Genomic DNA, 21,299 nt, shown 5'->3' with positions numbered 1-21,299 from the left:
GGGTAGGGAACAACGCGGGGAGCGGGGGCCTTGAAGGGTCGGGGCTCAGGCCCCCTTGTGCGAGCGGGGGACAATGGAAGGTGGTCCGCTCACCAGTGGCGCCATCCCGACCGTAGGAGGAGGACCAGACATGGCGGAGCCCACGCCGCGTCGGAACGAACCGCGGCTACGCCCCGCGCCCCTGCTCTTCGAGCCCGCGGAGGCCGCAGGCGATCCCGAGCACTTCTTCGACCTGGAGTCGATCGACGACCCGGGCGCGCTGCTCACCCGTGCGACGGAGCTGACGGTGGCGTTCCAGGCGGCGGCGGACCGGGCGCTGGAGTTCCAGGCGATGGCCGCGGCGCAGCTCGCCGACCCGCGCCGGTTCGACCGGATCACCCCGGCGGACATCGCCGCGCGGGCGGAGTGGACCGAGGACTACGCGAAGAAGATGGTCGAGTTCGGCCAGGGCCTGCTGCGGGGGGACGTAGAGGGCCGGGGACACGTCGATCCCGTCTGACACCACCGGCGCACACCACGAGTGAAGGCACGGCATATGCCAGGCGGGCAACTCGCGGGCAAGATACCGCCTCCCGCCCGCTCCCGTCCCGGATTCCCGCAACCCAGGGCGATCATAGCCTCACCCCCGGTAGACATCAGGCATGAGCAGCGCTTGGGACGCCTCCGCCTCTCCCGCCCCCCTCACCGGTCACGCCGGTCAGTCGGGCGTCGCCGCCGTCACGGCGGACGGCGCCGCCTGGCTGGCCTCCGCCGGCGCCTACCCGCGCAGCACGCTCGCCCTGTGGGAGGAGCGGCCGCACGCCCCGGTCGTCCTGCCCTGCGGCCCCGTCTTCGACGTGGTGAGCGCGCCCGTGATGTTCGGCCGGCTGATGCTGGACCGACTGTGGGGCGAGGGGCCGGGCTCCGGGCCGGTGGCCGCGTTCCGCGGGCGGACGCTGCTGTTCGCCGCACCGGGCACGGCCCAGCGGCTGCCCTCGCTGCTGGAGTGGGAGGAGTGGAGCGCCGACGGCCGCCCGGACGGCCGTACGGGCACGGTCCCGCCGCTCCTGTGCCACGGCAACGGGGACGCGGTCACCGTGCCGGCGCCGCTCGCCTCCCCGGGGGACACCTCCACCCGCTGGATGGTCGCCCCGGACACCCGCCATCCGTGGCTTCCGGGCCCCGAGATCCTGCTCTGGGCGGCCGTGCGGGCGGCCCGGTCAGCTGTGCGGATATCGATTTCTCACCCCGCCGACCAGGATGCTAAGGTCTACGACGTCAGCAGGCGCCGCTAGCTCAGTTGGTTAGAGCAGCTGACTCTTAATCAGCGGGTCCGGGGTTCGAGTCCCTGGCGGCGCACGACAATCGACGGCGGGGCCGGTTCACACAGTGACCGGCCCCGCCGTCGTCATGCGCGCCCCGTCGAGCCGTCCCGCAGGCGCACCCTTCACACCCGTCGCCCCGTGGTGATGTCCACCGTCCACGCCCCCGCCATGGTCCGCCCCCGCACCTGGACCCGTACGTCCTCCCCCGGCACGGTGAAGGTCTCGCCCAGGGAGACCGGGGCGTCGGCGAGGGGCGGGTAGACGGAGTTCTCCCAGCAGGCCTCGGTGCCGGGGTGGGCGTCGACCACCTCGACCGGGCCGCGCCCGGACTCCTCGCCGCTGCGGACGCGGTAGACGAGGACGCCCGCACGGCAGGCCGAGCGGTCGTTGCCGACGGGGCCGCGCGCCTCGAAGGCGAGCACGCTGTCGGCGCCGGTGCGCACGACGGCGAGTTTCACGCCACCGCCCAGCCCGAACGCCGTCGACCCCGTCGACAGCGTCATCGGCATGCCCGGCCCGGCGCCGAGCGGCTCCAGCGTCAGCCGGGCCCGCTCCCCGCCCCGTACGCACACCACCTGCCGCGGGTCGAGCCAGCCAAGCTTCCACTTGTGCCAGGCGAACAGGTCCGGGGCCAGTCCGAACTGGCTGCCCATCAGGTCCCAGTCACCCACATGGGTGTCCCAGTCGCCCTTGCCGTCGGCGGGCCGGCGGTAGAGGTCGGGCAGGTCGAAGACATGGCCGGTCTCATGGGCGAGAACCAGCCGGTCCGGTGGATGCCGTTCGAACACGGTGACGACCCGGCGCAGGTCGGCCCCGTCGGCCCGCAGCGGGGTGCGCAGGTTGACGACCTTGGTGGCGTCCGAGTCGACCCCGGGCGCGTCCGGGTCGGCGACGAAGTAGACGACGTCGTAGCGGGAGAAGTCCACCTGGGCGTCGGAGGCGGCGAGCGCGTCGCGCAGATAGGCGGACCGGTCCTTCGCGGCCCAGTCACGCCGTATGGCGTACGCGGTGGACGGCTTCGGCATCCGGACCCAGCGCCGGAGCGAATGCGGGCGCAGACTGAACCTGCCGTAGGACGCCCGGCGGAAGTAGTCGCTGGTGGCCGGGAAGTGGTCGGCGGCCAGCTCGGCCGGGGAGTTCACCGGCTTGAAGTCCGGGAACGACAGGAAGACCATCACGGCGTCCAGCCCGCGGGCCGGCCGCGGATAGGAGGCGTTCCAGGTGTCCAGGCCCTCCGAGTGGTGGGCGGCGGTGCGCTTGAGAGCGCAGGGCGCCGCCGCGTACGGCTCGGTCGGGCGGGCGCTGACGATGCAGCACGAGGCGAACGCCGTGAGGGTGGTGAACAGGGCCGCGGTGCTGCGCAGTCGGGGACGCGAGAGCGTACGCGGCACGGAGACCTCCGGGAACGGTTCACGGGACACCGCACCCAGCCTGTGTGGATTTGTTGTACTACGCCCTGTTTTTCTGCCCCGGACGAGTGAGAGGACGGAACCAGGACGTCGGCACCGACACCCCGGAACACTCACGGAACGTCACAAGCGGTCGGCGATCTACGGAACCGGGCCGGGTGCGGGCAGAAACGATCTGTCAGAAGCACCGGTTGTTCCGGGACACTGGGCAGTGGCTGCGCGCGTCCGTGGGCAGCCTCTATGATCGGCACACTTTCCTGCGCGGACAGAGATCGAGTGCACTGCGGGAGCGAGCGGTGAGCGGAACGTCCGAAGGGCCGACGCCCGCGGCAGACCTCGACCGGTCCGCCGCCACAGAGAGTGATACCCCTGCATCTCCAGGTGGCGAGCCCCTGGACGGCGCCGGCGGTGGCCCGCCCGCGGTCCGTCGCGGCCGCTCCGCCTACCGTTCCGTGTTCGCGGCGGCGCCCCTCGCCATGGCCGTCGTCGACCGTGCGGGCCTGATCGCCGACGCCAACGAGGCGTTCGCCCTGCTGCTCGGTGGCGGGAGCGAACCCCTGACCGGGCGGCCGGCCGCCGATCTGCTGGAGCTGGCCGCCGACGGCAGCACCCGGCACGCCTACCGCGAGGTGCTGTGCGGCCGCCGGGCCGAACTGCGCTGCACCCGCCGGCTGAAGCAGCCGGACGGCCGAACGCTGTGGACGCAGATCACCCTCACGCCCCTCGACGAGGACGGCGACGGCCTCCTGCTCTCCGTCACCGACATCAGCGCCCACCACGACCTCCAGGCCCGGCTGCGCCACCTCCAGATGCACGACCCGGTCACCCGGCTGCCCAACCGCACGCTGTTCTTCGAGCGGGTCACGGCCGCGCTGGAGGCGGAGGTCCACAACGAGCGGGGCACCGGCCGGATCGGGCTGTGCTACCTGGACATCGACGGGTTCAAGGCGGTCAACGACACTCTCGGCCACCGGGTCGGCGACCGGCTCCTGGCCGCCGTCGCCGAGCGGCTCACCGCCTGCGCCGAGGAGGCGGGGCGCACCCGGCCGAGCGTGCCGCTGGTGGCCCGGCTCGGCGGGGACGAGTTCGCGCTGCTGGTGGCGGACTCCACCGGCACCGAACAGGTCGCCGACCTCGCCGAGTCGGCGCTCAAGGCGCTCCAGGCGCCGTTCGACCTGTCCGGGCAGCGGCTGAACGTGTCCGCGTCCATCGGGGTCGTCGAACGGCACGCGGCCGGTACCACCGCCACCGGCCTGATGCAGGCCGCCGACACCACGCTGTACTGGGCGAAGGTCGACGGCAAGGACCGCTGGACGCTGTTCGACCCCGAGCGCAACGCCCATCTGATGACCCGCCAGGCGCTGGCCTCAACGCTGCGGCCCGCCATCGAGCGCGGCGAGTTCCGGCTGGAGTACCAGCCGCTGGTGGGCATGGCGGACGGACGGCTGCGCGGGGTGGAGGCGCTGGTGCGGTGGGACCATCCGCGGTTCGGCCCGCTGCCGCCGAATCGGTTCGTCGCGCTGGCCGAGGAGGACGGCTCGATCGTGCCGCTCGGCCGCTGGGTGCTGGACACCGCCTGCCGGCAGGCCCGCCGCTGGCAGACGGACCACCCCGACGAGCCGCCGCTGTTCGTCAGCGTCAACGTGGCGGTCCGGCAGGTGTGGGACTCCGACCTGGTCGCGGACGTGGCGCGGATCCTCGCGGAGACCGGGCTCTCCCCGCGGCTGCTCCAGCTGGAGCTGACCGAGTCGGCGGTGATGGGCTCGGCGGGGCAGCCGTTGCAGACCCTCCAGGCCCTCAGCGACATGGGCGTGAACATCGCCATCGACGACTTCGGCACCGGCTACTCCAACCTCGCCTATCTGAGCCGGCTGCCGGTGTCGGTGCTGAAGCTGGACGGCTCGTTCGTGCGCGGCTTCCAGCACGAGGGGCCGGACGCCCCGCCGAACCCGGCCGACGAGGTCGTCGTCGAGGCGATGATCGCCCTCGCCCACCGGCTCGGGCTGACCGTCACCGCCGAGTGCGTGGAGACCTCCGCGCAGGCCACCCGGCTGCGCAGCATCGGCTGCGACACCGGGCAGGGCTGGCTGTACTCCCGCCCGGTGACGCCGGACCGCATCTCGGAGCTGCTGGAGAGCACCTCCTACGCGGTCGGCAACCCGTAGGCGTCGGCGACGAGTTCGTAGGAACGCAGGCGCAGATCGCCGCGGTGGGCGTGGCTGGTGAGCATCAACTCGTCGGCGCCGGTGCGCTTGTGGAGGTGGTCGAGACCGGAGCGGACCTCCTCGGCGGTGCCGTGGACGATGTTCGCCGTCCAGGAGTCGACGAACTCCTGCTCCAGCGGGCTGTATTCGTACGCCTCGGCCTCCTCGGGGGAGGGGAACAGGCCGGGACGGCCGCTGCGCAGCCGGACCATGTTCAGGCCCGTGGCCCGCACCTGACGGCGGGCCTCGCGCTCGTCGTCGGCGGCGAGCACGGAGACCCCGATGACGGCGTACGGCGCGTCGAGGGCCGCGGACGGCCGGAAGGACTCCCGGTACAGGTCGAGCGCCGGAACGGTGTTCTGCGCCGAGAAGTGGTGGGCGAAGGCGAAGGGCAGGCCCAGCAGCCCGGCCAGGCGGGCGCTGAACCCGGAGGAGCCCAGCAGCCAGATCGGCGGGCGGTGGCGGGACTGCACCCCGCCGGGCGAGGTCGCCTGCACCGGTCCGGGCACGGCGTGCACCCGGCGGTAGGGGTGGCCGTCGGGGAAGTCGTCGTCGAGGAAGCGGGTGAGCTCGGAGAGCTGCTCGGGGAAGTCGTCGGCGCCCTCGTGCGGCCGGTCGGTGCGGCGCAGGGCGGCCGCGGTGGCGCCGTCGGTGCCGGGGGCCCGGCCCAGGCCCAGGTCGACACGGCCCGGGGCGAGGGCCTCCAGGGTGCCGAACTGCTCGGCGATCACCAGCGGGGCGTGGTTGGGCAGCATCACACCGCCCGAGCCGAGCCGGATGCGGTCGGTGTGGGCGGCGAGATGCGCGAGGATCACGGCCGGCGAGGAGGAGGCGACGCCCGGCATGGAGTGGTGCTCGGCCACCCAGTAGCGGTGGAAGCCGCGGGACTCGGCGAGCCGGGCGAGCTCGACGCTGGTGCGCAGCGCGTCGCCGGCGGTGCGGCCGGAGCCGACGGTGACCAGGTCCAGCACGGACAGCGGCGTGGGGGCGGTGCCGTACGCCTCCCCCCGGATCCCGTCGGCCGCCCGTCGCTCGTCCGCCGGCGTGGACGTCCCTCCCGGCGTCCGCTCCGGCTCGGGGCCTGCCGGCGTCTCGTCTGCCGCCACGGGTTCCTCCTGAATTCGGCGTGCGCTGTCCTCGACCGGCTAACAGGAGGCTGTCCCCGCTTATTCCTCGTCCCGCGCGCCGCGAGCGTGCGCGGGCTCACACCTGCACGATCGGCTCCCGGGTGAACAGCGCGCCCAGGCCCGGCGCGTTGACACGGCGGTCGGCCAGGCGCAGCCCCTCCCAGACGGTGACCTGGTTGGCGGTGAGGACCGGTTTGCCGAGCTCCTTCTCCAGGGCGGGCAGATGGGCGGCCGTGTGCAGGGCGGTGTCGGGGAGGAGCACCGCGTCCGCGTCGGGGGTGTCGGCGGCGCGGGCCAGCGCGAGGACCTCGGCCTCGCCCCACGTGCCGACCTCGGCGGCCGTGACGCTCCCGGAGCTGTGCACCGCGCTCACCTCGATGCCGCCGGTCCGCATGAACTCGGCGAACAGCCCGGCCACGTCCTCCGGGTAGGGCGCGCCCACCGCGACCCTGGCGGCGCCCATCTCCTTGGCCGCGTGCACGAAGGCGAAGGACGTCGAGGAGGCCGGCAGCCCCGCCGCCACGGCCAGCGAGCGAACCTGCTCCTGCGCGCCCTCCCAGCCGTGCACGAAGCCGCCGCTGGTGCACGCCCACACGACGGCCTCCGCGCCGGACAGCCGCAGCTGCTCGACGCCCTTCGCCAGCCGCTCCGGCGTGCCGATCTGCCGCAGCACCTCGACGCGGTGGGCGTCCTCGCCGCCGTCCGTGTGGACCAGGTCCACCCGGACGTCACTGCCCAGGAGCTGCTCGATGCGGGAGTAGTCGTCCTCGGCGAAGTGGCCCGGGTAGAGGAGTCCGAGTGCGGTCATGACCAGCCTTCCTGCGGTTCTTCCGGCCGTACGGGGGGCCGCTGCCGCGCCCCCTCGTCCGGCGGGGCCGCATCGGGCCCCCTCGACCGGGTACCCAATCGTCGCCGCGCCGCCCACATCGGGGCCGCTTCGGCCGGGATCGCCGGGGTCGGCCGCCGAGACCGCGGACGCCCACCGGCCGCAGCCGTGCCGGATTCGCGAACTCGTCGGGGACACAACCCGATTCGCCCGCGCCGGGCCGGCCATCGGTGGACGTATTCACCGAACAGCGCGGGCACATAACGCGAATCCGGTCCGCATAAGTCGCGTCGTCCCGGGTAGCCGCGCCGCCATGGCTCCACCGAACAGGTATGTCAGACAAAGCCCACGGTCGACGGGCACCAGCCGCCGGTCGCTGCTCGCGGGGGTGGCGGCGCTCGGCGCGCTGGGCGCCGCGGGCTGCTCACGCGTGGCCAAGGCCTCCAGCGAACCCGGCGGTGACCTGCTGGAACGGCTGCGCGCCCAGGGGGTCGTACGGCTCGGGATCGCCGGTGAGATCCCCTTCGGGTACATCGGCAAGGACGGCCGGCTGACCGGCGAGGCGCCGGAGTTGGCCCGGGTGATCTTCAAGCGGCTGGGCGTCGACGAGGTGCAGCCCGTGCCCACCGAGTTCGGTTCGCTCATTCCGGGACTGAATTCCCAGCAGTTCGATGTCGTGGCCGCCGGGATGTACGTCACACCGGAACGCTGCGGGCAGGTGATATTCGCCGACCCCGACTACCAGATGCTCGATTCCTTCATCGTGCGGAAGGGAAATCCCAAGAATCTTCACAGTTATCGGGATGTCGTGGAGAAGAAGGCGAAGTTCGCCACGGGAACCGGTTACGCGGAGATCCAGTACGCCGTCGAGGCGGGGTACAAGGAGAGCGACATCCTGATCGTGCCGGACCAGGTGGCCGGTCTGAACGCCGTCGAGGCGGGCCGTGTCGACGTGTTCGCGGGGACGGCCGTGACCACCCGTGAGGTGGTGAAGAAGTCCGCCAAGGCGGAGGCGACCAAGCCGTTCAAGCCGATCGTGGGCGGCAAACCGCACGTGGACGGCGGCGCGTTCGCGTTCCGGCAGACCGAGACGAAGCTGCGGGACGCCTTCAACGTCGAGCTGCGCAAGCTGAAGAAGAGCGGCGAGTTGCTGCGCATCCTGAAGCCCTTCGGGTTCACCGAGGCGGAGATGACCGACCTCACGGCCAAGGAGCTCTGCCGAGGATGACTGCCGGACTCTGGGACCTCGTCCTGCGCGGGATCTGGACGACCGTCCAACTCCTGTTCTTCAGCGCCCTGCTGGCGGCGGCCGTGTCGTTCACCGTCGGGATCGCGCGCAACCACCGGCGGTGGATCGTCCGCTTCCTCGCGGGCTTCTACACCGAGGTGTTCCGCGGCACGTCGGCACTCGTCATGATCTTCTGGGTGTTCTTCGTGCTGCCGCCCGCCTTCGGCTGGCAGCTGGTGCCGATGTGGGCGGGCACGCTCGCGCTCGGCCTGACCTACGGCGCGTACGGCGCGGAGATCGTCCGCGGCGCGCTCAGCGCCGTCAACCCCGCCCAGGCGGAGGGCGGCATCGCGCTCGGCTTCACGCCCGGGCAGCGCATGCGCAAGATCCTGCTGCCGCAGGCGGTGCCGGAGATGATCCCGCCCTTCTCCAACCTGCTGATCGAGCTGCTCAAGGGCACCGCCCTGGTGTCCGTCATGGGCATGGGCGACCTGGCCTTCAGCGGCAACCTGGTGCGCCTGGCGCTCCAGGAGAGCGCGGAGATCTACACGTACGTCCTGCTCCTGTACTTCGTCATCGCCTTCCTGCTGACGCGGGTGATGCGCGGTCTCGAGCACCACCTGAAGGCGGGTGTCCGATGAACTGGGACTGGAGCGCCGTCTCCGACTTCATGCCGATGTTCTGGGACGGCCTGCTCGTCACCCTCCAGGCGCTGGTCCTCGGCTCGCTGATCTCCTTCTCGCTGGGCCTGGTGTGGGCGCTGCTGATGCGGACGCCGACGCGATGGGTGCAGTGGCCGGTGGGGGTCGTCACGGAGTTCGTCCGCGACACCCCGCTGCTGGTGCAGCTGTTCTTCCTCTTCTACGTGCTGCCCGAGTGGGGCGTGACCCTGTCCGCGCTGGCCACCGGCGTCCTCGCGATCGGCCTGCACTACTCGACGTACACGATGCAGGTCTACCGGGCCGGCATCGACGCGGTGCCCGTCGGCCAGTGGGAGGCGGCGACGGCGCTGAACCTGCCGAGGACGAGGACCTGGCGCGCGGTGATCCTGCCGCAGGCGGTCCGCCGGGTGGTGCCGGCGCTGGGCAACTACGTCATCGCGATGCTCAAGGACACCCCGCTGCTGATGACGATCACCGTCCTGGACCTGCTGGGCCGGGCCCGGCTCTTCTCCCAGGAGCACTTCCAGTTCACCGAGCCGCTGACGGTGATCGGCGTGGCCTTCATCGTCATCTCCTATCTCGCCTCCCTCCTCCTGCGCACCCTGGAGCGACGCCTTGTCCGTTGAGACCAGCAAGACCACACCCGACGCCGTGCCGCAGAGCACCGAGCTGATACGCCTGGAGCAGGTCACCAAGCGGTTCGGGGACAACACCGTCCTCGACAACCTGGACTTCTCCGTGAAGCCGGGCCAGCACGTCACGCTGATCGGCCCCTCCGGGTCCGGCAAGACGACGATCCTGCGGCTGCTGATGACCCTGACCAAGCCCGACGAGGGCACCATCACCGTCGACGGACAGCGCCTCTTCCCCGCTCCGGAGAAGCAGGTCCGCGAGGTCCGCAAGAAGATCGGGATGGTGTTCCAGCAGTTCAACCTGTTCCCGAACATGAGCGTGCTGAGAAACCTCACCGAGGCCCCGGTGACCGTGCTCGGCCTGTCCAAGGACGAGGCGGAGGAGCGGGCGCGCGAGCTGCTGGACATGGTGGGCCTCGCCGACAAGTGCGACGCCAAGCCGTCGCGGCTGTCCGGCGGGCAGCAGCAGCGGGTGGCGATCGCGCGGGCGCTGGCCATGCGGCCGCAGATCCTGCTGCTCGACGAGGTGACCTCGGCGCTCGACCCCGAGCTGGTCGCCGGCGTCCTCGACCTGCTCCGGGACATCGCCCGCTCCACCGACATCACGATGCTCTGCGTGACCCACGAGATGAACTTCGCCCGGGACATCTCCGACCAGGTCCTGATGTTCGACTCGGGCCGGGTCATCGAGTCCGGTCCACCGGAGAAGATCTTCAGCGCCCCGGAGCAGGAGCGCACGAGGGAGTTCCTCGGCGCCGTCCTGTGACCGGCTGAGCACGTGCTGCGAGCGGGACCGCCCACGATTCTCGCCGACACCCCCTCCCCGCCGCCCCCTCGGCCGTTATCGTGGACTTGATTCGCCGTCAGGATCAGCCCGGAAAACGACCGCAGGGGGAGACCGTGGCGCTGACGCACGAGCCGACCGCGCCGTACCACTCGGCCCAGGACGCCCTGCGTGTCCTGGAGACAGTGGCCCGGCACAGCAGCGGCGTCACCGACGCCGACCTCGCCCGCCGGACCGGCCTCGGCAGCCGCCGGCTCACCCCCCTCCTGCGGATGCTGCGCCGCGAGGGGTACGTGGAGCAGCTCGCCGAGGGCGCCTACGTCACCGGCGCCGCCCTGACCCGCCTGGGCTCCGCGCACCGGCGTGAGCAGGCGCTGCGCGACAAGCTCCAGCACGTCCTGGACGAGCTGCGCGACCGGGTCGGCGCCGCCGTCTACGTCAGCCGGTACGTCGACGGCGAGGTGACCGTCACGCAGTACGCCGACGGCCCGGCCACCCCCGCGGTCAACGAGTACGTCGACTTCCGCTCCTGCGCGCACGCCACCGCGCTCGGCAAGAGCCTGCTCGGCCAGCTCGACCACAACGGCCGGCGCGACCATCTCTCCCGGCACAAGATGGCCCGGCTGACCTCGCGCACCATCACCAGCGACAAGCTGCTGCTCTCCCGTCTGGAGTCCCAGCCGCCCACCGTCCCCGTGCTCGACCTCCAGGAGTACGCCGTGGGCACGGTCTGCGCGGCCGTGCCGATCACCGCCGGCGGCACCGCGGGCTGCCTGGCGCTGTCGTTGCCCGTGGAACACGCCCACCGGCTGCGCCGGGCCGCCGACACGCTGAACCGCGGCGCGACGCCGGTGCTGCTCTCGCTGGTCCTGTGAGACCCCGGCCGGTGGTCCGGAGCACCCCTCAAGGCCAGGTATTATTTTCTTCGTCGCCGACCGCGGGAACGCGGTGGGCGGGAGTCATGCGCCGCTAGCTCAGTTGGTTAGAGCAGCTGACTCTTAATCAGCGGGTCCGGGGTTCGAGTCCCTGGCGGCGCACGATGACGATGGCGGCTTGTGTTCGCGGAAAAGCGCGAACCAAGCCGCCATCTTCGTGTGTGCACGGCTTCGCCGCGCGTCGTGGGGGCTCCGCCACCCACCCCCCTCAGACGGGCCCCCTCGTGAACACGAGGGGCCCTTCGGCGTCCTCCGGGGTGAGTCTGCGGTAGGCCCCCTCGCCGGACGGCCGCCACCACACCGGGTCCGCGCACCGCAGTCCCTCGGCCCTGAGCCGCGCCCGCTGGATCTTGTTGGTGGCCGTGACGGGCATCCGCTCCACCACCCGCACGAACCGGGGCGCCATTTTCGTCCCCAGGTCGGGCTGGTCCCGCAGGAACGCGGCGAACGACTCCGGTTCGAACTCCCCGGCGAGCGTCGCCATCACCTGGTCCCCGGTCACCGGGTCCGGCACCGCGTAGACGGCGACCGCGAGCGCCCCCTCGTAGCGCGCGAGGATGTTCTCGATCATCGCGGCGGCCAGGTTCTCGCCGTCGACGCGCAGCCTGTCGTCGGTGCGGCCGGCGAAGTAGAGGTAGCCGTCCGCATCGCGGCAGAAGAGGTCGCCGGTCCAGTACGCGCCGTCCGCGCCCCTGCGCCGCTCGGCCTCCGCGCCGGGGTTGCGCCAGTAGCCCTCGAAGGGGTTCGGCCCCCGGTTCACCAGCTCACCGATCGCCTCCTCCCCGTTGAGCAGCCGCCCGGCGGCGTCGAACCGGGCCGGCGGACACTCTGCGCACGTGTGCGGATCGAGGACGACGAGGCCGGGCCCCGCCCGCCCGACCGCGCCCGCCGGCGTGCCCGGCGACCACTGCACGGCCGCGCCGCCCTCCGAGGAGCCGTACCCCTCGACCAGCCGCACCCCGAACCGCCGCTCGAACGCCGCCGCGTCCACCGCACCCGCCTCGGTGCCGAAGCCGAGCCGCAGCCGGTGGTCCCGGTCGTGCGGGCCCGGCTCGGTGGCCAGCACGTACTGGATCGCCCGGCCCACATAGGTGAAGTACGTCGCCCGGTGACGCCGTACGTCCGCCAGGAACTCCGACGCCGAGAACCGGCGCCGCAGCGCCACGCCCGCCCCGGCCGCCAGCGCGGGCGCCCAGTCCGCGATCACGGCGTTGCCGTGGAACATCGGCATGCACACGTAGTGGACGTCGTCCGGCGTCACTGCGAACCGCGCCGCGAGGGAACGGCCCGCGGCGGCCAGCCGGCCCTGGCTGCAGAGCGCGGCCTTGGGCGCGCCGGTCGAACCGGAGGTGAAGCACAGGAGCAGCCGGTCGGCGGGGGTGGCCCGGGAGGGGTCCGGGCGGGCGCCGGCGCAAGGGGCGAGCAGCTCCTCGTACTCCGGGGTGCCGGTGATCAGCAGGCGGACCCCGGGCAGGTCCAGCCCCCGCAGGAGGGGGAGCCGGGCCTGCTCGGTGATCAGCAGCCGGCACTCGGTGTGCAGGATGTCCCGGGCGAGCTCCGGGCCGCGCCGGGTGGAGTTGATCCCGGCGACGGCCGCCCCGGCGAGGGCCGCGGCCGCCAACCAGAGCGGAAACTCGGGGGTGTTGTCGAGCAGCACCCCGATGTGCGGTGGCGCGCCGGGCGGCAACAGCTCGTCCAGCAGCGCCGCCCGCGCGGCGGCCCCGGCCGCGAACTCGTGGTGGGTGAGGACGCCGTCCTCCCACCACAGCCCAGGCCGGTGGTCACCCCACCGTGCGGCGACGAGTTCGGCGACGGTCCCGGCGCACCCCATGGACTCCATGGGGCCGCAAGGTAACTGACGTACCGTCAAATGTGGAGAGAGGCAGGCGGGTTCGTCAGGGCAGCAGGTCGCCGCCGACGGAGAACATCGTGTGCGCCACTGCCATGAAGCCCACACAGAAGGCGATGAGCACGGCACAGAAGGCCGTCATGCAACCGGCGCCGGCCATCAGCGCGCCGCGTCGCGGGGTGAGCGCCGTCGCCCCCTCGGGCCGCTCCGGCACGTAGTACACGGTGACGACGTCGCCTTCGAGGGTGGTGCCCGGACCGCCGCCCTCGTCGAAGCGGACGGAACGGCCGTCGCGCGTGGCGAACTCGTAGACGTGGTGCAGCGTGGTGCGCACCGGGCTGTCGCCACCGCCGCTGGTGCGCGTGTAGGTCCGCAGACAGTGCCCCTCCGCCGTGACGCCGCTGCTCCAGGCCGCGTTCACCTGCCGGGTGCGGCGAAGGGCGCGGTGCAGGGCGAAGAGCACGCCCGCGATCATGAGCGACGGCACGACGTGGAAGAAGGCTTCCATGAGTTCCCCCGTTCCGTGCGCCGGACGGTCGTGCCGGCGTGCGGGGAACGTACCCGTGCGCGGGCCCGGGGGAGCTCAAGGGAGGCTCAGGGTTCCCCCGCCGTCAGGGCGACTGCTCCCCCCGGCCCGCGCAGAACGCCACCGTCAGGTCCTTCACCAGCGCCTTGCGCTCGTAGTCGTCGAGCTCCACCAGCCCTCGCATGGTCAGCCGGGTCACGGTGTCCTCCACCGAGTCGACGACCGAGGTCAGCACGGTCGCCCGGTGCTGGGCGTCGAGCGCGGCGATCCGGCGGCGGTTCATCGCGGCGGCGACCTCCGGGGCGTACTCCACCCTGACCGGCTGCACCGAGAACACCTCCAGGCCGATCGCGCCCGCGTCCCGCGCCACCCGCCGGGTCAGCGCCTCCCCGGCCGCCTCCACCGACCCCCGCCCCGAGCCCGGCGTCTCCACCGGGATGCGGGCGATCGCCGCCTCCACGCACTCGCGCAGATACGTCTCGTGGTCCTCCACGCCCAGCGTCGCCCGCGCGGTGTCCCGCACCCGCCACACCACGAGCGCCACCACCCGCAACGCCACCCCGTTGCCGTCGGCGGCCGGCATCGGCTCGCTGCGCCAGTGCCGCAGCCGCACGTCGACCTGACGGCGCAGCAGCAGCGGGTTCACCCACATCAGCCCGGTCCGCCGGACCGTCCCCCGGTAGCGGCCGAACAGGCCCAGCGTCCAGGCCCGCCCGGTCCGCCCGCGGGCCAGCCCGCCGAACCCGAAGAGGCCGAGGGCACCCGCCCCCGCGTACGCCGCCCACTGTGCGGGGCCCAGTCCGGCCCCCGCGTGCCCGGGCAGCCGCAGCGCCTCCACCACCACCGGCGGCAGGACCCCCGCCCACCACGAGGCGGCCACACAACCGACCGCGCCGCAGGCGCCGGCGGCCACGCCCGCCGCTCCTGGCAGCACCCGAGCGGGCCGCTCGACGAGGTCGGGGTCGACCTCCGCGAGGGGCCGCTCCCGCGCCGGCACCGGCCTGCGGAACCTCGGCTGCTCCCCCGTCCCCCGCAGCCGCGGCTGTTCGCCGGTGCCGGCCCGGCTGCCGACGACGGCGGGCCCGAGGGGCACCGGCCGCGGCTCGAGCTCGTCGCGGAACAGCAGGTGGACGGGGATCTCGGTGGTCGCCTCGTTGTGGATCAGCCGGACGGGCCGGGGGGTGGGCCCCTCGGGCTCGGGCGTCTGGGGAGTGGTCGTGTCGGTCGTGCTCATGCGTGCCTCCAGCCTCCGCGCCAGATACGTCATGACAGTGAAGGGATGCCTGTGGGCTCCGCCTGTGAGCCCGCGTCGGGCCCCGCCGGCGGGCCCCGCGCACGAGCCCGCCCCGCGGGTCCGCCTAAGAGAAGAGCCTCCGCCAGGTCTCCGGCCCTGGGTAGCCGTCCGCCGCGCCGCCGCGCCAGCCCTGGGCGCGCTGGAAGGCCTCGACGGCACGCCGGTCCGCCTCGCCCCAGCGCGGGCCAGGTCCCTTCGCGTAGAACCGGCCGAACCCCTTCTTCACGAGCTGCCGGCCCAGCTGGGTGACATGCGCGCCGGCGGCCCCCGGCCGGAACACGCCCCGGCCCGGATAGGCGGGGGCGCGTGCGGCGGCGGACGCGGGCCCGGCATGGGCCGCCGACGAGGCGGGCGGCCCCGGCGCGCTGAGCGGGATGTCCCTGCCCGTGCCGGTGGCCAGCAGCCGCCAGGTGCTCGGGCCGGGCACCCCGTCGGCGTTCGCGCCGCTCCAGCCCTGGGCGAGCTGGAACGCCTGGGTGGCCCTGCGGTCGGCCTCCGACCAGCGCGGACCCGGCCCCGAGGCGTAGAAGTGGTCGGCGCCGCGCTCGACGAGGAGCTGGCCGAGCAGTGTCACGAACGAGTTGTTCGCGCCCGGCCTGAAGTAGCCGTGCCCCGGGTACGCGGGCGCGGAGGCTTCGTACTGCGCGCCCGCGCCCACGCTCACCGGGGCCTTGCCCGTCTCCTGCGCCGCCGTGCCCGCGGTGAGGCCCTTGTAGCGGTAGGGGACGTAGCGGTCGGAGTTGGACCAGTATGCGTACGGGGTCGCCAGCCGGCGGGTGTGCGGGCGGGTCTGCTCGTAGGCGACGTAGTAGGTGCGGGTGCTGTCCGTCCAGCCGCCGAAGAGGATCACGTGCGAGCCGTTCTCCGGGTTGTCGGGGTTGTGGAAGAGCAGCATGTCCCCGGGCTGGAGCTCCGCCTTCGTGATCCGCGTCGCGAACTGGTGGAGGCTGCCCGTCCACTCGTTGCCGGTGAGCCCCCAGGCCATCGACACATAGCCCGAACAGTCCTGCCGGTACCCGTCGGGCCAGAAGGCGCTCAGGCTGTACGGCACCTGCGCCGTGACCCAGGTCTGGGCCCGCCGGATGATCTCCGCCCGGGTCGTCGCCGGCGTCTTCACGGTGTCCGCCGGCAGCGCCGGCTTGCCACCCGGCCCGTGCAGCGGCGCCTTGTGGCCCTGCGGGGTCTGCGGCTCGTCCTCCACAGGGACGCCCGGCCGGCCGAGCGCGTGCGGTGCGGCGAGTGCGGGGGCGACCTGCCCCGCGCCGAGCGCCGCCGAGGCGGCGGTCGCGACGACGACCGCGCGCTGGGCGGCCGGACGGCCGGCGAACCCGGCGGACCGGGGGCGCGCGGTCAGCCGCCGCTGGTGGACGCATCCTGGGCAGTCGCAGTCGCTCGCGGGATCGATCTCCTCGAACACCGGAGTCTCCATGCGCTTCCCCTCACACTCCAGATGGAAATGTCCGCGATGTGCACTTTCGCCAGTCTTTCCCAACTGTCCGGCGACCGCGCCCGCTGACGGTCCGAATGACGTACGCGGCCCCCGTGGGCGCCCGGGCGGACGTGGTCGGGAGCACCGCCGTACGTCCTGTAGAGTTGTCGACGTCAGCAGGCGCCGCTAGCTCAGTTGGTTAGAGCAGCTGACTCTTAATCAGCGGGTCCGGGGTTCGAGTCCCTGGCGGCGCACGACACGGAAGCCCCTCGCGGAAGCGGGGGGCTTTTCGCTGCGCCTCCGACGGTCTCCGCCGCGTGAGGCGCCGTGCCGCCGCGTCAGGCCCCGTGCCGCTTCGTCAGGCCCGCGTGCCCGTGAGGTACGCCGACACGATCACGTTGGCCGTGTAGCTGCGGCTCACCCGGTCGAAGGCGCCACCGCAGGTGATCAGCCGCAGCTCGGCGCGGCCCGGCTCGCGCACCCCGTAGGCCCGGTGGGCGTCGAAGCCCACTCGCGGGACGACGGCGACGTCGTCCACAGTGAACTCGGCCATCTTGCCGTCGTCACGGGCGACGCGGATCGTCCCGCCGGCCTTCAGCGTGCTCAGCTTGTAGAACACGGCCGGCCGGGTCTCGGTGTCGACGTGCCCGACCATCAGCGCGGTGCCGACGGCGCCGGGCCGCACGCCGGCCGCGTACCAGCCGACGACGCCCGCCTGGTCGTAGGGCGGCGGGTCGATCGCGCCGCGCGCGTCCAGGCCGCGGGCGACCACGGGGGCCTGCACCCCGAGCTCCGGGATGTCCACCCGCCGCGGCAGCGCCCCCCGCAACGGCTCGGCGGCGGGGGGCAGCGGCATGCCGGCCGGGCGGCCCACACCGGTCACGTCCCCGGTGGCGGCGGTGGACGCCCCGGGCCGCACCCCGGTCGCCTCACGCCCCCACAGCCACAGCCCGAGAAACAGCACCACCCAGGCCAGCGCGGTGAGCAGACGCCCGGAGGAGCGCTCCCGGCCGGCCGCCGTCATCCCGCTCCGCTGCGCCGCCGTACGGTGCGCAGCGCCACGGCGACGGTGGCAGCGCCCGCCAGGACCAGGCCGGTGACGGCATGGGCGGCGCCGGGGCTCTGGACGCGGCCCCCGTCGGCGGACGCGAGCGGAGCCGCGCCGCCGCCGCCCGCGAGGACGGGGGCGACGGGGGAAGCGGGGGCGGAGGCGGAGGTGTCGTCGGACTTCGTCTCGTCGGACGCGCCGCCGTCGGTGTCGTCGTCCTCGGACTGCCCGTTCTCCGTGCGGCCGGCCGGCCCTGCGACGATCACGATCTTCTTCTCGAGCCGGAAGTCGGCGCAGGTGATCGTCACACCGTAGGAACCGGTGCGCAGCGAGGTGCGGATCCTGGTCTCGCCGGCCAGGACGTTGCCGTCGGAACCGACGAGCCGGGCCGCCGAGACGAAGGCGGCCGAGACCGCGGTGCCGGTCGTCCCGCGGCAGCCGCTCACCTCCAACGAGACCTCGGAGCCCAGGGAGGGCGTCGAGGGCGTCACCGAGACGCCTTCTCTTCCGCCCTCCCCGTCCGCCGCGTGGGCCGTCGGACCGAGTGCCGCGGTGAGGGCGGCGGCTCCCGCACAGAGAGCGACTTTCAGTGAACTCATCGTGAACCTCCCAGCTACCTGGAGGCTCCTCCCGGGCGCCGGTCCCCGCATCTCCAGCGGGGGTGCGGGTACGCCGATCGGGTGAGTGGGGTGTCGTGGGGCGACGAGGGCTCAGACGAGTCGCCCACCCGGGTCAGACCCGGTCGACCAGGTCCGCGATGGAGTCGACGACCTGGGACGGGCGGTACGGGAAGCCGTCGACCTGGTCGGGCCGGGTCAGCCCGGTGAGCACCAGGAACGTCCGCATCCCGGCCTCCATGCCGGCCAGCACGTCGGTGTCCATGCGGTCGCCGATCATCGCGCTGGTCTCGGAGTGCGCGCCGATGGCGTTGAGCCCGGTGCGCATCATCAGCGGGTTGGGCTTGCCCGCGAAGTACGGCTTCTTGCCGGTCGCCTTGGTGATCAGCGCGGCGACGGCGCCGGTGGCGGGCAGCGGGCCCTCGGTGGAGGGGCCGGTCTCGTCCGGGTTGGTGCAGATGAAGCGGGCGCCGTCGTTGATCAGCCGTACGGCCTTGGTCATCGCCTCGAAGGAGTAGGTGCGGGTCTCGCCGAGGACGACGTAGTCGGGCTCGTGGTCGGTGAGGATGTAGCCGATGTCGTGCAGCGCCGTGGTCAGGCCGGCCTCGCCGATGACGTACGCCGAACCGTCGGGCCGCTGGTCGTCCAGGAACTGGGCGGTGGCCAGCGCCGACGTCCATATGTTCTCGATCGGCACGTCCAGGCCCATACGGCGCAGCCGGGCGTGCAGGTCGCGCGGGGTGTAGATCGAGTTGTTGGTCAGCACGAGGAACGGCTTGCCCGACTCGCGCAGTTTCTTCAGGAAGGAGTCGGCGCCGGGGATCGGGACGCCCTCGTGGATGAGCACCCCGTCCATGTCGGTGAGCCATGACTGTATGGGCTTGCGGTCTGCCATGTGGTGCGTCTCCTGGCGTGCGTACGGGCAGGGGCGGGGGCGCCGGAACCACGGCGTGCCGACGCCCCCAGCCTAGTCAGCGCCGGGTGATCCGGACCCTGTCGGTCCGCCTGTACCCACGGAGGCGGTGGGTCAGCGCCGGCGGCGGGCCTGCACGAGGGCGGCACCGGCCGCGATGAGGCAGACGGTGACGGTGAGAACGCCGGCCGGGGAGGCGAGGCCGGTGAGGGCGAGTTCCTCGGCCTCGTCGGCGAAGGACGGCGTCTCGCTGGGTGAGGGGGACGGCTCGGGGGCGGCGGGGGCGGTGCCGGCGGGGTGCTCGGTGGGGCCCGTGGTGTCGGCGGTGCCGGTCGGCGTGCGGCCGGGGGCGGTGCGCTCGGGGGCCGTGGTGGCGGGTGCGCTGGTCGCGGGGGCCGGGAGGCGGGGCTCGGCGTCGACGGTGAAGCGGTAGTCGTTCGACTGCCCGATCCACTCGCCGTCGTCACCGTGCCGCTGGACGACCGCCGCGTTCAGGGTGACCGTGTCGGGCACGGCGTCCGAGCTGAACGACAGGCGCAGCTTGACGGTGAGGGGCTTGCCGGGGGCGACGGTGAAGCCGGGGAAAGGGGTGGCGGGGTCGGCGTCGGGGTCGGTGGCTGCGCCTTCGCCGGGGTCGGCGGGCGGGTCCATGAGGGCGCCGACGAGTTCGTCCTCGTCGGTGGTCTCGAAGCGGACGGGACGCGGCCGGCCGTCGGCGTAGAACTCCAGTTGGGGCTGCGACGGCTTCAGCGCGCGCGCCGAGTCGACGAGGACGACGACGGGATGGACGCCGGTGCAGGTCCGGCCGGTGGTGTTGGTGAGGTCGAGATACCAGACGCCGTATCCGCCGCCGGCCCGGTAGGAGGCGGGGCCGCCGTGGATGCGGCTGGTGAGCGGGAAGGCGCCGGCGTCCGCCCCGGCGCAGGACGAACCCGGCGGCGCGGCGTACGCGGGCTCGGGGAGGGACACGGACGCAGGCAGGGACACCGGTACGAGAACGGCGGCTGCGGCCAGGCGGAGGGAGACGGGCGTACACAGTCGCATGAACATATGACCTAGCCGGAGCGACGGCGCGGCGGAGCCGCGCCGCACCGCACGACCGTAGGAAGTCCCCTCGTTCGGCGGGTCGACTCGGCCCGTTCGGGGTGCCCCTTCGGGGGCGCTCGGCCTCGGCTCCCGCCGGCCCCTCAGCCGCCCGCCCGTCCGAACACCGGCGCGAGGAGCAGTTGGGCCGCTCCCTCGGCCACCCCGCGCGCCCCGCCCGGCGCGAGGCGTACGGGCACCCGCTCCGTCGGGGCCCCCTCGCGCTCGGCGTGGACGGCGAGGACCCCGGCGACCCCCTCGACGAAGGCGTCCGGGGCGGCCGCGATCGTCCGCCCGCCCAGCAGAAGGAGATCGATGTCGAGAAGCCCGACCAGATTGGCGGCGGCCACCCCCAGCACCCGCGCCGCTTCTGCCACGTCCCCCCGGGCGATGGCCGCGAGACACAGGGCCTCGACGCAGCCCCGGTTCCCGCAGGGGCAGGGCGGCCCGTCCAGCTGGACGACCTGGTGGCCGAACTCGCCGGCCCCGGTCCGCGCCCCCCGGTGCACGCTCCCGCCGATCACCAGGCCGGCGCCGAGCCCCGTGCCGAGGTGGAGGTAGGCGAAGGAGCCGCGTTCACCGCCCACGGCGAGCGCGAGGGCGGCGGCGTTGGTGTCCTTGTCGACGACGACCGGCGTCCCGAGCCGCCGCGCGAGCGCGTCCCGCAGCGGGAAGCCGTCCCACTCGGGGAAACCGGTGACCCGGTGCAGCACGCCGTGGACGTGGTCGAGGGGGCCGGGCAGGGCGACGCCGACGCCGAGGAGAGCGGCGGCGCGGCCCCCGGGACCGCCCAGCGCCTCGCCCACCACCCCCTCCGTCTCCCGGACCACCGCCCCCACGACGGCCTCCGCCCCTGCCCCCAGGTCCAGCGGCACGCACCGCTCCCCCACCACCCCGCCGTCGAGGTCGGCGAGGACCACCCGCAGCTCGTCCCGGTCGAGATGGACGCCGACCGCGTGCCCGGCCTCGGGCACCAGCCGCAGGACGGTGCGCGGCTTGCCGCCCGTGGAAGCCCGGCGGCCCGCCTCGGCGGCGAACCCCTCCTCCCGCAGCCGCCCGGTGATCTTGCTGACGGCCTGCGGGGTGAGCCCGGTGCGCTCGGCGAGTTCGAGCCGGCTGATGCCGTCCGGTCCGGCACAGCGCAGCAGGTCGAGCACGAGCGCGGTGTTGTGGCTGCGGACGCCGAGCAGGTTCGCGCCCACGACGCCGTGCCCCGCCGTACGGCCGGCCGTACGCCCGGCTGCGGGGGCTCCGCCCGGCCCTCCCCCGATCCCACCGCCGTCGGTGCCCGGCACCGCGCGGAAGCCCTCGCCGGCCCCGACCGCATCCCGTTCAGTGCCATGCGCGCGGCCGTCGCCGCTCGCCCCCGCGTGCCTCACCTCTTCGTCCATCCCGTTCACACGCCCCATTGTCTCCTGCACTTGCACTT

General features: G+C 73.4%; 20 protein-coding genes and 3 tRNA genes. 11 read left to right on the top strand and 12 right to left on the bottom strand.

The window, feature by feature from the left end:
- The first annotated feature begins 130 nt into the window (after positions 1-130).
- From ACIOC0_RS34955 to ACIOC0_RS34945, 3 genes are all read left to right on the top strand, one after another.
- Positions 131-499, top strand: a complete 369-nt coding sequence (locus ACIOC0_RS34955) for a hypothetical protein (RefSeq protein WP_402159991.1) — start codon at positions 131-133, stop codon at positions 497-499.
- Positions 500-641: 142 nt separating this feature from the next.
- Positions 642-1,274 (top strand): bifunctional DNA primase/polymerase, encoded by a 633-nt coding sequence (locus ACIOC0_RS34950; protein WP_402159988.1) that lies wholly within the window; start codon positions 642-644, stop codon positions 1,272-1,274.
- Positions 1,265-1,338 (top strand) — tRNA-Lys (locus ACIOC0_RS34945). Before ACIOC0_RS34950 ends, ACIOC0_RS34945 begins: the two co-directional genes overlap by 10 nt.
- Positions 1,339-1,426: 88 nt before the next feature.
- On the opposite strand, the gene ACIOC0_RS34940 is transcribed toward ACIOC0_RS34945, so the two are convergent.
- Positions 1,427-2,695, bottom strand: a complete 1,269-nt coding sequence (locus ACIOC0_RS34940; protein WP_402160276.1) for a M6 family metalloprotease domain-containing protein — start codon at positions 2,693-2,695, stop codon at positions 1,427-1,429.
- A 314-nt stretch (positions 2,696-3,009) separates the two neighbouring features.
- Between ACIOC0_RS34940 and ACIOC0_RS34935 the strand changes: the two genes are divergently transcribed.
- Complete coding sequence (locus ACIOC0_RS34935) at positions 3,010-4,878, top strand: putative bifunctional diguanylate cyclase/phosphodiesterase (RefSeq protein WP_402159985.1); 1,869 nt, start codon at positions 3,010-3,012, stop codon at positions 4,876-4,878.
- Here the strand turns inward: ACIOC0_RS34935 and ACIOC0_RS34930 are convergent.
- Both ACIOC0_RS34930 and ACIOC0_RS34925 read right to left on the bottom strand, forming a co-directional pair.
- The gene (locus ACIOC0_RS34930) at positions 4,857-5,930 is read right to left on the bottom strand and encodes an LLM class flavin-dependent oxidoreductase (RefSeq protein WP_402160274.1); all 1,074 of its coding nucleotides are present in this window, start codon (positions 5,928-5,930) and stop codon (positions 4,857-4,859) included. The genes ACIOC0_RS34935 and ACIOC0_RS34930 overlap by 22 nt on opposite strands.
- A gap of 190 nt (positions 5,931-6,120) precedes the next feature.
- Positions 6,121-6,852, bottom strand: coding sequence for an aspartate/glutamate racemase family protein (locus ACIOC0_RS34925; RefSeq protein WP_402159983.1), 732 nt, complete (start codon positions 6,850-6,852; stop codon positions 6,121-6,123).
- Between the two features lie 331 nt (positions 6,853-7,183).
- Between ACIOC0_RS34925 and ehuB the strand changes: the two genes are divergently transcribed.
- The 6 genes from ehuB (at position 7,184) to ACIOC0_RS34895 (ending at position 11,213) form a co-directional block, all read left to right on the top strand.
- On the top strand, positions 7,184-8,098 hold the full coding sequence (ehuB, locus tag ACIOC0_RS34920) for an ectoine/hydroxyectoine ABC transporter substrate-binding protein EhuB (protein ID WP_402159980.1): 915 nt from the start codon (positions 7,184-7,186) through the stop codon (positions 8,096-8,098).
- Entirely contained in the window at positions 8,095-8,739 is a 645-nt protein-coding gene (gene ehuC / locus ACIOC0_RS34915; protein WP_402159977.1) for an ectoine/hydroxyectoine ABC transporter permease subunit EhuC, read from the top strand. The genes ehuB and ehuC overlap by 4 nt, the downstream gene beginning before the upstream one ends.
- Positions 8,736-9,386, top strand: a complete 651-nt coding sequence (ehuD, locus tag ACIOC0_RS34910; RefSeq protein ID WP_130436608.1) for an ectoine/hydroxyectoine ABC transporter permease subunit EhuD — start codon at positions 8,736-8,738, stop codon at positions 9,384-9,386. Before ehuC ends, ehuD begins: the two co-directional genes overlap by 4 nt.
- A complete protein-coding gene (gene ehuA / locus ACIOC0_RS34905; protein ID WP_402159974.1) occupies positions 9,376-10,158 on the top strand; it encodes an ectoine/hydroxyectoine ABC transporter ATP-binding protein EhuA in 783 nt (260 codons plus the stop codon). The genes ehuD and ehuA overlap by 11 nt, the downstream gene beginning before the upstream one ends.
- 134 nt (positions 10,159-10,292) lie before the next feature.
- Positions 10,293-11,051 carry an IclR family transcriptional regulator C-terminal domain-containing protein gene (locus ACIOC0_RS34900; protein WP_352249650.1) on the top strand — a complete coding sequence of 253 codons (759 nt, stop codon included), beginning with the start codon at positions 10,293-10,295 and terminating at the stop codon, positions 11,049-11,051.
- A gap of 88 nt (positions 11,052-11,139) precedes the next feature.
- Positions 11,140-11,213, top strand: a tRNA-Lys gene (locus ACIOC0_RS34895).
- A gap of 106 nt (positions 11,214-11,319) precedes the next feature.
- Here the strand turns inward: ACIOC0_RS34895 and ACIOC0_RS34890 are convergent.
- From ACIOC0_RS34890 to ACIOC0_RS34875, 4 genes are all read right to left on the bottom strand, one after another.
- Entirely contained in the window at positions 11,320-12,951 is a 1,632-nt protein-coding gene (locus tag ACIOC0_RS34890; RefSeq protein ID WP_402159971.1) for an AMP-binding protein, read from the bottom strand.
- Positions 12,952-13,006: 55 nt separating this feature from the next.
- A complete protein-coding gene (locus ACIOC0_RS34885) occupies positions 13,007-13,468 on the bottom strand; it encodes a DUF3592 domain-containing protein (RefSeq protein WP_402159968.1) in 462 nt (153 codons plus the stop codon).
- A gap of 103 nt (positions 13,469-13,571) precedes the next feature.
- Positions 13,572-14,720: an SPFH domain-containing protein gene (locus ACIOC0_RS34880; protein WP_402159965.1), complete on the bottom strand. Its 1,149-nt coding sequence runs from the start codon at positions 14,718-14,720 to the stop codon at positions 13,572-13,574.
- A gap of 124 nt (positions 14,721-14,844) precedes the next feature.
- Complete coding sequence (locus ACIOC0_RS34875) at positions 14,845-16,209, bottom strand: peptidoglycan-binding protein (protein WP_402159963.1); 1,365 nt, start codon at positions 16,207-16,209, stop codon at positions 14,845-14,847.
- A 180-nt stretch (positions 16,210-16,389) separates the two neighbouring features.
- Between ACIOC0_RS34875 and ACIOC0_RS34870 the strand changes: the two genes are divergently transcribed.
- A tRNA-Lys gene (locus ACIOC0_RS34870) sits at positions 16,390-16,463 on the top strand.
- Between the two features lie 104 nt (positions 16,464-16,567).
- Here the strand turns inward: ACIOC0_RS34870 and ACIOC0_RS34865 are convergent.
- The 5 genes from ACIOC0_RS34865 to ACIOC0_RS34845 all read right to left on the bottom strand — a co-directional run bounded on the left by ACIOC0_RS34865 (position 16,568) and on the right by ACIOC0_RS34845 (position 21,261).
- Positions 16,568-17,233, bottom strand: a complete 666-nt coding sequence (locus tag ACIOC0_RS34865) for a class F sortase (protein ID WP_402159960.1) — start codon at positions 17,231-17,233, stop codon at positions 16,568-16,570.
- Entirely contained in the window at positions 17,230-17,856 is a 627-nt protein-coding gene (locus ACIOC0_RS34860; protein WP_402159957.1) for a hypothetical protein, read from the bottom strand. The genes ACIOC0_RS34865 and ACIOC0_RS34860 overlap by 4 nt, the downstream gene beginning before the upstream one ends.
- Before the next feature lie 133 nt (positions 17,857-17,989).
- On the bottom strand, positions 17,990-18,769 hold the full coding sequence (locus ACIOC0_RS34855; protein WP_402159955.1) for an HAD-IIA family hydrolase: 780 nt from the start codon (positions 18,767-18,769) through the stop codon (positions 17,990-17,992).
- 132 nt (positions 18,770-18,901) lie between these two features.
- Complete coding sequence (locus tag ACIOC0_RS34850) at positions 18,902-19,831, bottom strand: hypothetical protein (protein ID WP_402159952.1); 930 nt, start codon at positions 19,829-19,831, stop codon at positions 18,902-18,904.
- Between the two features lie 143 nt (positions 19,832-19,974).
- A complete protein-coding gene (locus ACIOC0_RS34845) occupies positions 19,975-21,261 on the bottom strand; it encodes an ROK family protein (protein ID WP_402160271.1) in 1,287 nt (428 codons plus the stop codon).
- Positions 21,262-21,299: the final 38 nt, after the last annotated feature.

Source organism: Streptomyces sp. NPDC088254, from assembly GCF_044740925.1.
Taxonomy (GTDB): Bacteria; Actinomycetota; Actinomycetes; order Streptomycetales; family Streptomycetaceae; genus Streptomyces.
This window is presented reverse-complemented; position numbering and strand designations above follow the sequence as displayed.